The 13980-nt window shown below is 42.3% G+C and carries 16 protein-coding genes; 7 read left to right on the top strand and 9 right to left on the bottom strand.

Annotated elements, in window-relative coordinates; all coding sequences use genetic code 11:
- Nucleotides 1-61: 61 nt before the first annotated feature.
- The 7 genes from ACLFKQ_RS21610 to ACLFKQ_RS21640 all read right to left on the bottom strand — a co-directional run bounded on the left by ACLFKQ_RS21610 (nt 62) and on the right by ACLFKQ_RS21640 (nt 6168).
- Nucleotides 62-1174, bottom strand: coding sequence for a sensor histidine kinase (locus tag ACLFKQ_RS21610; RefSeq protein ID WP_449002015.1), 1113 nt, complete (start codon nt 1172-1174; stop codon nt 62-64).
- Between the two features lie 2 nt (nt 1175-1176).
- Complete coding sequence (locus ACLFKQ_RS21615; RefSeq protein ID WP_449001802.1) at nt 1177-1893, bottom strand: response regulator; 717 nt, start codon at nt 1891-1893, stop codon at nt 1177-1179.
- Nucleotides 1894-2106: 213 nt separating this feature from the next.
- The gene (locus tag ACLFKQ_RS21620) at nt 2107-2262 is read right to left on the bottom strand and encodes a hypothetical protein (protein WP_449001803.1); all 156 of its coding nucleotides are present in this window, start codon (nt 2260-2262) and stop codon (nt 2107-2109) included.
- 490 nt (nt 2263-2752) lie between these two features.
- A complete protein-coding gene (locus tag ACLFKQ_RS21625) occupies nt 2753-3019 on the bottom strand; it encodes a hypothetical protein (protein ID WP_449001804.1) in 267 nt (88 codons plus the stop codon).
- Nucleotides 3020-3022: 3 nt separating this feature from the next.
- Entirely contained in the window at nt 3023-4444 is a 1422-nt protein-coding gene (locus ACLFKQ_RS21630; protein ID WP_449001805.1) for an NAD(P)/FAD-dependent oxidoreductase, read from the bottom strand.
- 197 nt (nt 4445-4641) lie between these two features.
- Complete coding sequence (locus tag ACLFKQ_RS21635; protein ID WP_449001806.1) at nt 4642-5118, bottom strand: BON domain-containing protein; 477 nt, start codon at nt 5116-5118, stop codon at nt 4642-4644.
- Nucleotides 5119-5181: 63 nt separating this feature from the next.
- Nucleotides 5182-6168: a hypothetical protein gene (locus ACLFKQ_RS21640; protein ID WP_449001807.1), complete on the bottom strand. Its 987-nt coding sequence runs from the start codon at nt 6166-6168 to the stop codon at nt 5182-5184.
- Nucleotides 6169-6502: 334 nt separating this feature from the next.
- Between ACLFKQ_RS21640 and ACLFKQ_RS21645 the strand changes: the two genes are divergently transcribed.
- From ACLFKQ_RS21645 to ACLFKQ_RS21665, 5 genes are all read left to right on the top strand, one after another.
- On the top strand, nt 6503-7108 hold the full coding sequence (locus ACLFKQ_RS21645; protein WP_449001808.1) for a DUF3102 domain-containing protein: 606 nt from the start codon (nt 6503-6505) through the stop codon (nt 7106-7108).
- A gap of 163 nt (nt 7109-7271) precedes the next feature.
- Nucleotides 7272-7766: a DUF2231 domain-containing protein gene (locus ACLFKQ_RS21650; protein WP_449001809.1), complete on the top strand. Its 495-nt coding sequence runs from the start codon at nt 7272-7274 to the stop codon at nt 7764-7766.
- Nucleotides 7763-8374: a DUF2231 domain-containing protein gene (locus ACLFKQ_RS21655; protein ID WP_449001810.1), complete on the top strand. Its 612-nt coding sequence runs from the start codon at nt 7763-7765 to the stop codon at nt 8372-8374. The genes ACLFKQ_RS21650 and ACLFKQ_RS21655 overlap by 4 nt, the downstream gene beginning before the upstream one ends.
- 31 nt (nt 8375-8405) lie before the next feature.
- The gene (locus tag ACLFKQ_RS21660; RefSeq protein WP_449001811.1) at nt 8406-8903 is read left to right on the top strand and encodes a DUF1269 domain-containing protein; all 498 of its coding nucleotides are present in this window, start codon (nt 8406-8408) and stop codon (nt 8901-8903) included.
- Nucleotides 8904-8962: 59 nt separating this feature from the next.
- Nucleotides 8963-9859, top strand: a complete 897-nt coding sequence (locus tag ACLFKQ_RS21665) for a cytochrome c oxidase subunit II (RefSeq protein ID WP_449001812.1) — start codon at nt 8963-8965, stop codon at nt 9857-9859.
- Nucleotides 9860-9960: 101 nt separating this feature from the next.
- Here ACLFKQ_RS21665 and ACLFKQ_RS21670 read toward each other — a convergent pair whose 3' ends face one another.
- Together ACLFKQ_RS21670 and ACLFKQ_RS21675 are read right to left on the bottom strand one after the other, a co-directional pair.
- Nucleotides 9961-10896 carry an APC family permease gene (locus ACLFKQ_RS21670; protein ID WP_449002016.1) on the bottom strand — a complete coding sequence of 312 codons (936 nt, stop codon included), beginning with the start codon at nt 10894-10896 and terminating at the stop codon, nt 9961-9963.
- Nucleotides 10874-11254, bottom strand: a complete 381-nt coding sequence (locus tag ACLFKQ_RS21675) for a hypothetical protein (RefSeq protein WP_449001813.1) — start codon at nt 11252-11254, stop codon at nt 10874-10876. The genes ACLFKQ_RS21670 and ACLFKQ_RS21675 overlap by 23 nt, the downstream gene beginning before the upstream one ends.
- Nucleotides 11255-11522: 268 nt before the next feature.
- Between ACLFKQ_RS21675 and ACLFKQ_RS21680 the strand changes: the two genes are divergently transcribed.
- Nucleotides 11523-13217: a cytochrome c oxidase subunit I gene (locus ACLFKQ_RS21680; protein WP_449001814.1), complete on the top strand. Its 1695-nt coding sequence runs from the start codon at nt 11523-11525 to the stop codon at nt 13215-13217.
- A 25-nt stretch (nt 13218-13242) separates the two neighbouring features.
- Nucleotides 13243-13857, top strand: a complete 615-nt coding sequence (locus tag ACLFKQ_RS21685) for a cytochrome c oxidase subunit 3 (RefSeq protein ID WP_449001815.1) — start codon at nt 13243-13245, stop codon at nt 13855-13857.
- The last annotated feature ends 123 nt before the right edge of the window (nt 13858-13980 follow it).

Below are 13980 nucleotides of genomic sequence, written 5' to 3' on the forward strand. Positions count from 1 at the left end.
TTTATCACGGTCGCCTGACTCGATAATTAACCTACAGATAGATCTTTAGCTTGACGAAGGTTTAAGCAACAGCAAGAGAAAAACGAAAAGCACTTCCTTTACCTAACTCGCTTTCAACCTCCATTTGTCCACCCTGTAATTCTACTAAACGCCGGGAAATAGCCAAACCAAAACCGCTACCGCGACTGTTGCGGTCGCTTGCCTTGCCAGAACGCCAAAAACGCTCGAAGATGTGGGGTAAATCTTCGGGCGCGATTCCAACCCCCGTATCGCTTACCTCTAGCCACACTCGCTCTCCTGCTTGCCAAACTCTCAGGACGATTGAGCCTGCTTCGGTGTAGGAGACGGCATTACCTAATAAATTTACTAAAATCTGTTCTAGTCGGTCTAAATCGGCTAAAACTAAGGGCAATGTCGGCGGACATTCCAGACGAATGGTCAATTCATCTAGCAACTGAGCGGCAAACCTCTCCACTAAAGCTGACAATAGAGGATATAAGTTTATCGGTGCGAGGTGAATGGGTAAATATCCTGCTTCGGCTTTAGATAGTTCTTGTAAATCGTTAACCAACCTTTGCAGCCTTTTGGTTTCTTTCATCAGACGCTCGTACACATCTGGAGTAGCTTCAATATTCTCGGCAGTGATTCCTTCTAAATAACCGTAAATAATCGTCAAAGGCGTTCGTAGTTCGTGGGTAAGATCGCCAATTAATTCTTTACGACGTTGTTCTACCCCTTCCAAACTACTTGCCATGTTGTTAAAACTAGCACTAAGTCGATTTAGTTCGGGTATATCATTAGGAGGCAATCTCTGACTCAATCTACCCCTAGCAAACTGTTGGGTAACTCGTTCGATTCTCAGCATCGGTTTGGTAATGCGGCGCGCTACCCAAAGACTCAAAACTCCTGCCGCAGTGGTGCCGACAATCACCGACCATAGGGTGCTGCTGTGCCAAGAACTTTCAAAGCCTTCTACTACCTCAGAACGAACATCTTGAAAGTCGAAGCCTCTAGCTTCAATTGCCTCGATGCGTCTGGCAAACAAAATGGGAGAAGCAGCTTTACCCACGATAACCAAAAAACTCACGGTGACAATTGCTACCAGCAAATGAGAAAAAAACAGGCGGGTAGCTAGGGAGAGAGGTTTGGATCGAAAGAAAAACTTAGACACGATAACTATGAGGTTTTCTCGTCTTCAAATTTGTATCCTACCCCCAACACGGTTTTAATAAACTCAGGATGAGCCGAATCTGGCTCGATTTTTTTCCGCAGTCTCGCGACATGGGTATCGACAACGCGGTCGTCACCGTAAAAATCATTGCCCCATAAGCGATCGATTAGCTGAGTGCGATTCCAAACGCGGTGGGGATGACTGACAAAAGTATTTAGCAAGTCGAATTCAATTGTCGTTAAATTCAACTCTTGCTCTTGGCTGCCATCAATTTTGACTGCGGTGCGTTGAGTTTCGTTGACTGAGAAATGTTGGGTGCGATGTTGTAAGTCTTCAGTTTCGATATGACGCAAACTCCGTCGCAACAAAGCGCGAATTCTGGCGACTAATTCTGGCGCACTAAAAGGTTTGACTAGATAGTCATCGGCACCTGTAGACAAACCAACTACGCGATCTATTTCCTCTCCTTTTGCCGTTAGCATTAAGATGTAAGGATCTTTTCCCTCTGTTTGGCGGCGAATGCGAGTACATACCTCCAAACCATTTAAACCAGGCAACATTAGATCGAGAACGATTACGTCTGGTTGCTGTTCTTTAAAGGCTGCTAAAGCCGCTATGCCATCGCGACAGTGGCAACAGATAAAGCCTTCCTTTTCCAGATTGAGAGTAATTAAACGAGCAATTTCAGCCTCATCTTCGACGATTAATATTTTATGAGACATTGGCAGTCAGATCTTAATTAATTTTTTATCCGTGTTCGACGTTAAGATCGATCTTAAGTTTAACCAACTCGTTTCCTCTAAATAAAAATAAAAATATCATAATCGCGATCGAACTATTGATGCGACTCGAAGATCCGGTAGGCTCGCACCTCTATTGCCGACCGAGAACGAGATGTATCATATATAACCGCGAACGTCTAGCTCGTAACTCGATCATAATAAAATCGCAAACTGATATGGTTCGAGAACCAGTTCTCGAACTGCGGAAATAGTCTTACCAGTGACGATATCGGTCAAAATTTTTCGCATCCCCAATAATCTAAGCTGCTTGGCGACAATCTCTTGTTCGCGATTGCTAAAATTAGCCAAAACTAAAACATCCTGCTCTTATGGGGGAGGACACGGGTGCGCCCACGGTGGCGCACCGTGAGTTGTCCGTTGCGAAAATAGCCAACAATACAGTCATTACCAGTAAGAATGCGTCGAACGGCTAGATAGATTTCTATCGGATTCGCTTACGTAATAGTTTCTAGCAATTTAAGGCAACTATTTGAGATAAAAACTACTTTTTACTCAAATATTATCCATGGCGAATTAGCTGCTCAATGCCAATCAAAGCTACAGACAGAAGCAAAACATCCAAAATGTATGTTTCGATTATCCAAATAACCCACTTCATATTCAATTTGTTTCCAACTTCGACTGTATCGACAATAAACATTGTAATTGTCGGAGCTGTGTCGTTGATGTGTCAATAATTTTAGATGTCGGTTTTTCTGCCTTTGAAGTATGGTTCATGAAATTGAGAATTTCTATAAAGATTATCGTATTTAATTCACTCGCGAAAATTATGTGCTATTTAAATACTCCACAAAACAATTATTAAAAAAGCAGACAATGCCAAAGCAAAAATAATTGCTGCCTCAATCTGCTTGCTAATCATGCCGATAATGAGAACAATAGTAACAGCAAGCAAAACCACGCCAAAATCGATTAAGTGTTCTGCACCATAATTAATTAGGGGATCTCGTTGCGATCGTTCTGGTGGCTGTTCGATTTGAGCTATAACTTGTTGTCTTGGTAATAGGGATAATGCCTTTTGGCTGTTAAAATTAAAAGAAGACATGATTTACTGCCCGACAGCATTTTCTTCTCGTGTAGGCTGTGGCTGCGAATCAGGCTGAGGCGTACGCCAGATAGCGACCGCACCCGCTATAAGCGCGATCGCGGCGATCGTTCCGCCGATCCAAGCCATAGTATGATTCTTTTTAGCAGGGGTGATAGTTGGTTCTGGTGGATGATAGCGATGGAAAATTTCGTCTGTCAGCCAATCTGTAGTTGCCTTAAAGTTATGAACGGGAGTGGGTAGCAGTTCTAAATAAGTGCCGTTACGAATTAAATCTCCTGTCTTCCCATTGATTTGCATTTTGTCAAATAGGTTGGCAACTCCGTTATTTATGCCCAATTTCATCAGCGTTCCTCGCATGGTTGCGTTGACGGGTGATGGCTCCTTACCTTGAGATAGGGCAATAAGATTTTTGGCAATGCCTGCCCCTTGCTGATAGGCAATTTGGGCTACTGGAGGAAAAGGATGTTCTTTGACTACGGCACAATCTCCTGCTGCGAACACTTGGGGAAAATTGAGCAGTTGTAAAGTAGATCTCACTAAAGGCAAACCGTGTTTGTCTTTATTTTCGTCTGCAATCTGCGTTAGAGATTCAATTAAAGGATTAGTTGCCGTACCTGCGGTCCAAATTGTGGTATTGGTGGTTATTGTTTCTACTTCGTCTTTATCTTTTGCTTGAAACTGCAAACCGTTTGTATCTACTTTGGTAACTTTTACTCCTAGCAGTAGTTCGACGGGTACGGTGCGGCTTTTAAAAGCTTTCAGTGCAGTTTCTTGTAAATGGGCATTGACATCGCCCGAAAGTATTTCTTCACCATGATTGACAATAAGGATGCGGATATCCTGAATATTGCCCCCTAACTTGGCATACCAACTGGGCAATAAGTCGGCTAAAGTTGCCGCCATTTCTACACCCGAAGGACCAGCACCTGTTATCACAAATGTAAGTAAGCCGCGTCGTTCTTCAGCCTCTTCCGTCTGGCTAGCTTTTTGTAGGCATTCTCTTAAATGTCTTTCTAACACTATCGCATCTTCCTGAGTCCGAAACGCAAAAGCGTTTTCTTTGGCTCCTTCGGTACCAAAATAGCCTTGAGTGCTACCTACTCCCAACACCAAATAGCGATAGTTGTAATGCAAACCCGAAGCTAACTCTACTCGACGCTCTTCTAAGTCGATACTATCTACCTTATCTCGTACAAAAGCTATCTTACTGCCTTCTAACATTTCTTCGTAGCGAGGTAGCACCTGTTCGTCCTGCATTTCACCCGTGAGGTATTCATACAGTAATGGTTTGAACACAAAACGTTCTTGAGAATCGATTAGGATTATGGGATCGGCATAATGATGATGGCTCAAATGCAAAGCAGTAAAAAGTCCTACAAAGCCTCCGCCGACAATAATAGTAGGAGCGGTTGAGTTGTTCATTTGGTTGGATATTAAAAGGCTTATAGTTTACTTTTAGGAAAAAACGATCGATCTTTCAAGTAAAAAAGCGATCTCGTCTGACAAACTATACAAAAGTTGAAATATTTTTAGATTGAGTTTCTTTCTCAAGTATTGTTTGAGAAAATATGAATAACAATTCTGTCTTCTTTAGCAGTTAGCGGGAAGACGGAATTAGTTCAAAGCGATCGACCTCGATAATCCGAACCAGCGGCAGCAATTGTCGCTTCTACATCAACCCCACGAACGCCTTTGATTTGTTTGGCAAGAGAGCTAATTTTGGCTAACTGCTCTGAGTTGGGAACAGTTCCCGTTACAGTTACCATGCCGTTTTCAGCCTCAATGCTAAGTTCGCCATCGGGAAGATTGGCTTCTAGTTTGTCTCTTACTTCACTAGCAATGTCGCTGTCGGCTCGATTGTTCGCGCTGCCATTATTAAAAAAGTTATTGCGCTGTTCTCGCGCTTGGATGTCTTCATCTAGCTGTCGGCGACGAATTTGGCTTTGAGCGTCTTTTGTGTCTTGTCGGGCTTCTGATGCTGTGGGAGGGTTAGCAACTCGATTGGAAGCATCTGCACTTGTTTTGTCTATGTGGGAACAGGCTGCCGTACCGAATATTAATAAACTGGTAAAAAATACAGTAGTTAGTTTGTTCATGGTCGTAATTTTTAATAAAAGATCGATAAGTTTTTTGTCAAGCGAATGCCAAGTGTATTACTATTAATTGCGATCGCTGATAACGAGAGGGCGAAAATTTGTTGCCGAGGGATTGTCTATAGGTAACTCTCGGTCGTGAGGATTTAAAGTGTAGAAACCCTCAATTTGATGTTGTCTTAAGATAGTTTCTGCACGACAAATTTCTGATTCGGTTCCCTCTACCACTACGATGTATTGACCGAGATCGAAACAATCTTGGAAGAATAATTGTTTGGCTTCTGGGATTAGAGAAAAGCTATAGTCGAGACTATCGCAAACTTTGAGATTGGGAAACCAATCGTGGCGATCGCCGTCATTGATAAATAGAGTAACTTGACTTAAAGAGTAGCCAATATTAATCAGATCGATGAGTGCAGTTTTGGTTTGGTAGAGATCGGGAAAAGCTCCCATGATACGTAGGCGATGATTTTTTGCTTCTGTTTCGAGAGTATCTGTTTCGAGGGCATCATAAACTTCCCATTCATCGATACCATGCTGGCTTAAAATTTCCTCTGCCATTTGAACTTCTTCTATTGCGCCTTCGACGATAACCAAAAAACCTCCCTCGGCTACCATAGCGCGATAGGCTTTAGCCCTATCTTTGGGAATACCCAAACCGATTAAAGCACCAACCAAACTGCCTGTAGCTGCGCCAATAGCACCGCCAGCAACAGTAGTAGCGATCGCTGTAGCCGTAGCACCTGCTAACATAATCGGTCCGATACCAGGAATAGCTATAGTTCCCAAACCAACTAGCAATCCTGTCAATCCGCCTAGCGTACCGCCAGTTACTACACCAGTTGCTACGCCTGTAGAAGAGTTGTTGCTATGTTCTATAATTTCGTCATCAAGAGCGTCGAGATCGTTAATACCGCCTCGCTCTTGATGTTGGGCAATAACAGACACATTGTCTATAGGAAAGCCATGTTGTTTGATTAAATCTCTAAGTGCTGTCTCTGTTTCTCTACGAGTAGGAAAAATACCTACTGCTTTATATTGTTTGGTCATCATTTCTCCTATCGAGGTAAAAATGTCTTCTCCGCTCGAATATTCACAATATAAGCAGTACTAATGTCGGTTTAATGTCAGATTGGTGTCAATGCTGTTAAGGTTCTAATGCCCGAAGACTATTTACAGATCGAGCTTTTTTCCCTGACACATCTCTGTCATAGAAGCGATAACTCAACGATATATAAAGCTTCTACAGTTTAGAGCGATGACTCAAAGGAAAAATAACTATGGATTTACCGCTTTCAAATTCCGATGAATTTGATTATGCTGCTCTCGATAGCGAGGTTCGGATTGTCGTTCGACAACGAACGGAACGGCGGAGATTAAAAGTTTGATGCGACGAACCGTGCAAGATATTGTAGAAATCGGGCGAAAACTCTCAGAAGTCAAAGCTCAATTGGGGCATGGTAATTTTCTCAAATGGCTAAAATACGAGTTTGAATGGCAAGAAAGAAGTGCTAGAAATTTTATGCGAGTAGCAGAAGCTTTCAAAACGGCAAATTTTGCCGATTTAGATTTTGCCGCTTCCGCGCTCTATCTTTTGGCGGCACCTTCCGTTCCCGAACAGGTAAGACAAACAGCCTTAGAGCTTGCAGATCGAGGAGAAACGATTACCTATTCTAAAGCCAAAGATCTGGTCGATGAGTATAAGAAAAATCGACAACAGTTTAGAGAAGATTTAAATCCCGCTCTAAAAGAAGATGAAGCTGTTGCTACCGCAAGCCAAACCGAGCATACTCCTACTGTTGATGTCTTCGCGCAGAGCGAGCGAGAGTTACAAGTTGCGATCGCTTATGAAGATGTTCGCGTAAGTATTACAGGTAGCAAAAATAGTTTAAAGACTTTTCTCGAACAAATACAGTCCAATCCGAGCTTAACTGATGAAATCTTACAGCAAATTGGATCTCAAATAGACGAGTCAGAGATTACTCCGCCGTAGAACGACGGAGCCTGCTCTGACCGTTGGTCAGTATGATTTATTGCCAAACAAGCGATTAAACCATAAAATTAAACCATAAAAAAGTAATTCTCAAACTACCAGAGCGATAAATACATGAGAAGATAAACAAGATTAAACTTATAGCTCTTTAGCTATCTCAATAATGTTTAATTTGCCCTTAAATAGCAGTAATTTACCCTATCCCGATCCCCTTCATCCCATTATCGTTCACTTTGTCATCGCCATGGTTTTTTTCTCGTTCTTCTGCGATGTGGTGGGCTATTTTACACGTAATGCAAAGATGTTTGAGGTGAGCTTTTGGAATCTGTTTGTCGCTTCGGTGTCAATCTTTTTAGCGATTATTGTCGGTCAGTTTGAAGCGGGTTTGGCTCAACCTTATGCGGCAGCACAACCCGTATTGAATCTGCATACCATAATTGGTTGGTCGCTAGCGGGTATTGTGGTGGCGGTTACTGCTTGGCGGTTTGTGATTCGCCTTCGTAATGTCAAAAAAATTCCTCCTGCTTATCTAGGATTTGCCACAATTTTAATATTTTTGGTGGGTTTTCAAGTATATCTCGGTACTCGCTTGGTTTGGGTCTACGGATTGCATATCGAGCCAGTGGTACAGGCGGCTAAAGAGGGAATTTTACAGTGAACGAACAGTTAATCAGGCAGTTAGGACTAAATATAGGTGCAAATGGTCTGCCATACGAGTTCCCCATTCATCCGATACTGGTTCATTTCACCCTGGGTTTATTTATCATCGCTGTTATTTTTGACTGGGCGGGGACGCTATTTGCGCTCTTAAAACCGATACTTAAATTCTTAGGCTTGAGGGCAAGTCGCGCTGGATTTTACGATTTGGGCTGGTATAACATGGTTGCTGCAAGTGTTATTACTTTTTTCACCGTAGCGGCTGGTTTTTTCGAGATTATGCTGGCTCAACCGTCTCTCACCCAGACAAGTATCTGGGGTTTGGGAGCGGGTACGACGATGATTTTACATGGAATTGGAGGGATTTTATTGCTAGCGGCGATCGCCTTTTTAACTCTTTGGCGGGGTTATCAGCGATACCGTTGGCGCAAACACAAAGTAAGACAGGTACAGTGGAGTTATTTGTTAATCGGCTTGCTTATGTTTGTCATTCTTTTCGTTCACGGTACTTTAGGAGCGCAAATGGGAGATGAGTTTGCCATTCACAATACGGCTGCGGGGTTATTACAAGAGGGTAAAAATCCTAACGTAGTTCTTACTCCTCGTTGATAAGTATTCAGTAACTTACAGGAGACAGATTATGAGCGAGCTAATTGTAGTAAGCTTCGATAACGAACTTAAAGCCGACGAAGTGTTACATAAGTTAGGACAAATGCAAAAAGAGCATTTAGTCGATCTCGAAGATGCCGTAGTGGTCATCAAAAATCAAAAAGGTAAGGTAAAAGTAAAACAAGCTTACGATTTAGTCACAAGTGGTGCTGTCGGCGGTGGTTTTTGGGGTTCGCTAATTGGTCTTTTGTTTCTGCATCCTTTATTGGGAGTTGCCGCAGGTCTTGCTACTGGAGCCTTAAGCGGTGCTTTGACCGACATCGGTATTAATGATGAATTTATCGAAGATCTGGGTGAAACTATAGAACCAGGTACATCGGCTTTATTTCTCTTAGTCCGAAAAGTTACTCCAGACAAGGTTGTAGAGGAACTACGTCCTTTTGGCGGTAAATTGCTACAAACTTCTCTTTCCAAATCGGATGAGACAAGTTTGAAAGCTGCTTTAGAAAAAGCTAAAGCTGAAGTTTAGTATTTTGTTTAGTTACGATCGAAAACTAAAAAAGTTTTCTGGGTTTTTGGTAGCATCATATGAATAGAACATTAGAAAAAATCGCCATAGCCATCGGCGTAGCAGCAATTATTGTAACTAGCTACTGGTTGGGACAGCAGGCATACTCTTGGATGCCGACTGCCGCCACCGTAGAGGCACGGCACGTAGATAACTTGTTTAGCTTTTTGGTTACACTAGGTGCGTTTGTCTTTTTAGGAGTCGTCGGGACGATCTCCTGGGCGATTATTACCTGTCGGGCAGCACCAAATGATTACACCGAAGGACATCCAGCTAGAGGCAACAATACTTTAGAATTTCTGTGGACTGCTACTCCTACCGTGCTGGTGTTATGGATTGCCTGGCAAAACTTTCATATTTATCAAGAGTTAGATCTTGAAGGGTTGAATACGATAATCGACGCAACTGGTTCGAGTAGTAATGCAACTTTAGTCGCGCAACCTGTAAGCCCACCCGTAGAAGAAATTGAAGTAATTGCCCAACAGTGGGAGTGGGCTTTTCACTATCCTCAAGCAAACATTACCACTGACGAACTACATTTACCACAAAATAAACCCGTGCGCCTAGTTTTGCAATCGAAAGATGTAATTCACGGTTTTTACGTTCCCGAATTTCGGTTTAAACAGGATATTTTTCCCAATCATTCTCTTGACTTTACCTTTACCCCCATAACTGAAGGTAAATATAAGCTGCATGACTCTCAATTTAGTGGAACTTACTTTGCACTGATGGAAGCGGATGTCTATATCGATTCTCCTGACGCTTATCTCCAGTGGTTGCGATCGGCTGAAGATCGAATATTCAAACCTAATTTAGCAGCAACAGAATACGCTCGCAAACCGCAACAATTGATTCAAAGTCACTGGCAAACTGTAGAACCAAGCACGCCTTTAGTAGCTTCTGAAGTTAAAAGATAAGGCGTTGCTCATTAATTAATGTCCTATAAAGAATTACTATTTGTAGCTCTAAGCTATAAGCCATAGATAGAGAAATATGTCTAACCTTAGAAGATTTTTCTCTACGAATTATTAGTCGAATCGATTGAGATTTGGCGATCGCTAAAAGCTCTAAACAGCCATTCTATAACCAAAGACAAACCGACCATAACCACTATTACTAGAAGATTCTGCGGATTTTGTCGGGCTGTTTGAGCAAGCAAGACAACTAAGGCAGCAATACAAACTACAGCACCCAGAAACGAGAGCCACTGTTGGCTATTAGTCTGACGATGCAAACGTACGTTTGCCCAGTTAACCGCAGCAAAGATTATCAAAAATCCCGCACTACCCATGGTCGAAATATTAGACAGATCGAACAGATTGGCAATAATCAGAGTTAAAACACTTATGACTAATAACCCCTCTGGTTGATTCCAGACTTTTTTTTCTAGGGTAGCAGGTAGTTCCCCTGCTTTAGCTACTGTATAGCTAATCCTCGCCGTACCGTAGATAGTAGCATTAATTGCCGAAGCTGTAGATAGCATGGCAGCGATCACAATGAGGGTAAAACCAAACTGTCCCATAAAAGGTTTGGCTGCTTCTGCCAGGGCATAATCCTTAGCCGAGACAATTTTATCTACGGGTAAAGAACCCACCGTTACTCCTGCAACCAATACATACAAAACAATCACAAAAATAACGGCAACATAGTAGGCTCTAGGTAAAGTGCGATCGACATTATCTACATCTTCAGCGGTATTAGCCATCAACTCAAACCCCTCATAAGCCAGAAAAATAATCATTCCTCCAGCGACTAAAGAAAGAGGAGAAGCCCAAGCATTCGGTTCTAGTTTAGCCATTTGCACCCCAGAAATTCCCAGCACGATGAAAATTATCAAGATCGACAACTTAAAGGCGACAATAAAACTTTCCGCTTTACCGACGATGTCTGCATTAAGAAAATTTAAAGCAGTAATGCCAACAATTACGCCACTAATTAATAGATGTTTGCCAATAAATTAGCCAGCCTGGGGGTAAAAAGCTCGCACCATAGCTGCCAAAAGCGGCAGCATACAAAGAAAGCATGACAACATAGCTCAATAACAAAAGAATATTTAAGCTTCCCGTAATCGCTCCCGTACCAAAAGCTTTATTGAGAAAAGTAACCGTACCGCCTCGGCTGGGAAAAGTAACAGAAAGTCGAGCATAGGCAGTAAGTAGCGCAACTATGCCCGCGATAAAAAAAGCCACTGGTGCGCCACCACGAGCTAGCTGTACTGACAAACCCAATACCGCAAAGATGCCTCCGCCTACCATTCCCCCCACACCTATTGCTACTACTGACAACAATCCGATTTTATTGTCTTGACTCATAAACAATAAAGTAAAGTAGTTGTTAAAGAATGATGTGACTGTCGAACAAAATATAAAAATATATGTAACCTTAACTTAGCGCACGAGCAAAAAGCCAAGACAATGAATGCTTTACAGCTACAAAAAACTTTATACCTCAACAATTTCAATTTGCCTTATCGCGATCCCCTTCATCTGATTGTGGTTCACTTTGTCATTGCGATGGTGTTTTTTGCTTTTTGCTGTGATGTCATTGACTATTTTTTTCATAAATTTATAAACAAACTTTATGACTAACAATCCTATTCACGGCTTTAGTATTCTCGAATCTGATGGTTCGGCAGTAGAATCTCAAACCAACTGGAAACGCTACTTTAGCTTTAACACCGATCACAAAGTTATTGGCATTCAATATCTAGCAACTACCTTCATCTTTTTTCTCATCGCTGGCATTATGGCGATGATCGTACGCGGCGAGTTAATTACCCCCGTATCCGATTTAGTAGACCGCACTCTCTATAATGGCTTGTATACTCTGCACGGTACGGTGATGATCTTTTTGTGGATTATCCCCTCCCAAGTAGGCTTAGCTAACTATTTAATTCCCCTAATGATTGGCGCGAAGGATATGGCATTTCCCAAGTTAAATGCGATCGCTTTTTGGATTATTCCCGTAGCGGGGATTTTATTAATTTCGAGCTTTTTGCTACCTAGCGGTACGGCACAGGCAGGATGGTGGTCGTATCCCCCCGTAAGTATTCAAAATCCTTCAGGTAACTCAATCAATGGAGAAACTATCTGGTTACTGAGCATTATTTTGCTAGGGGTTTCTTCAATCATGGGGGGCGTTAATTTTGTCACTACTATTATTAGAATGCGTGCGCCAGGAATGCACTGGTTTAGGATGCCGATTTTTGTCTGGACGGTACTCAGTGCCCAGCTATTACAGCTATTTTGCTTGCCCGCCCTCACTGGTGCGGCAATTATGCTGTTTTTCGATCTGACTTTAGGGACGAACTTTTTCAATCCTGCTGTGGGAGGCGATCCCGTTCTCTACCAGCACTTGTTTTGGTTTTATTCCCATCCTGCGGTTTATGTCATGGTCTTGCCTTCCTTTGGAGTATTTTCAGAGATTTTACCTGCCTTTACTCGCAATCCTTTGTTTGGTTACAAGTCTGTAGCGATCGCTTCTTTTGGTATTTCGATCTTCAGTGCCTTTGTCTGGGTTCATCATATGTTCGCCAGTGGTACGCCTAGCTGGATGCGAATTCTCTTTATGTTTTCTACGATGTTGGTTGCCATTCCGACGGGGGTTAAAGTGTTTGCTTGGACGGCTACGGTTTGGAAAAGCAAGCTACATCTAGACACGCCGATGCTTTTTGCCCTCGGAGGCATCATCATGTTTATGATTGGTGGCATTACGGGAATCATGTTGGGTTCACTTGCATTCGACCTCCACGTTAATAATACTTACTTCGTCGTCGGACATTTTCATTATGTCGTCTTCAATACCATCACCATGGCAATATTTGCTGCCATTTATTTCTGGTTCCCCAAAATGACTGGACGGATGTACCATGAAGGCTGGGGTAAAATTCATTTTTGGCTGACTTTTGTGGGAGCTAACCTAACTTTCTTTCCGATGATGTTTCCTTTGGGATTACAGGGAATGGTAAGACGCATTTCTTCTTACGATCCGAACTATGCAGCAGGTAACATTATTGCTAGCCTCGGTGCATTTTTGTTAGGAATGGCAACTTTACCCTTCATTGCTAATATTATTGTCTCTTGGCTCAGTGGTGCCAAAGCAGCTAATAATCCCTGGCACGCTACAGGACTAGAATGGACGACTACTTCTCCACCTCCTACGGAAAACTTTGATAAAATTCCTACAGTTACTCTTGCTCCCTATAGCTATGGTCTACCGCAATATTCTACCGTCGATACGAGCGATGAAGCGGCAATTGGAAGACACGGTAGATAATTGTTAGGTTTAAAAAAATTCAACTATGGAAAGTTCGATCGATCGCTCTGCTTCTATTCCCCCAACCGAACCAGGCAGCAAACGAGAAGAGCAAAAAGGCAATATTTTATTTGGTTTTACCATATTTCTGCTATCAGAAAGCATGGTCTTTGTCAGCTTTTTTGTAACCTATATTATTCTACGTTTGACCACTGCTAACTGGCTGCCTGCTGGGGTTACAGGACCAGAATTATCTACTGCGGTAATTATTAACACTATCGTTCTTTTATCCAGTAGCTTAGTGATTTTTTTCGCCGAACGCGCTCTCAAAAGGCATAATTTATGGCTATTTCGCTTGCTGTGGCTGGGTACTTCAGTAATGGGTGCTTACTTCTTAGCAGGTACGTTTAGAGAATGGAGAAGTCTCGATTTCGCGCTATCTACAGGTTTGGTTGGTGGAACGTTTTATCTGCTAACTGGCTTTCATGCCTTACATATTATCGTTGGCATCTGTTTGCAAATGTTGATGCAGATACGTTCTTTCGTTCCTGGTAACTACAATCGCGGTCACTACGGAGTTACGGCAGTTTCCTTATTTTGGCACTTCGTAGATGGAATTTGGGTAATTTTGTTTTCTCTGCTTTATCTTTGGCAAGCCTAACAGTCTGTCGATTTGTATTGCAGTTGCTAGCTTTTTCTTCTTATAAAGATGCGACCGCATATTAAAAAAAGGGTACTGTTGCAAAAACTTAAGACAAACTTGTAGTATTTAACAAACGTAAAT

Source organism: Myxosarcina sp. GI1(2024), assembly GCF_053543375.1.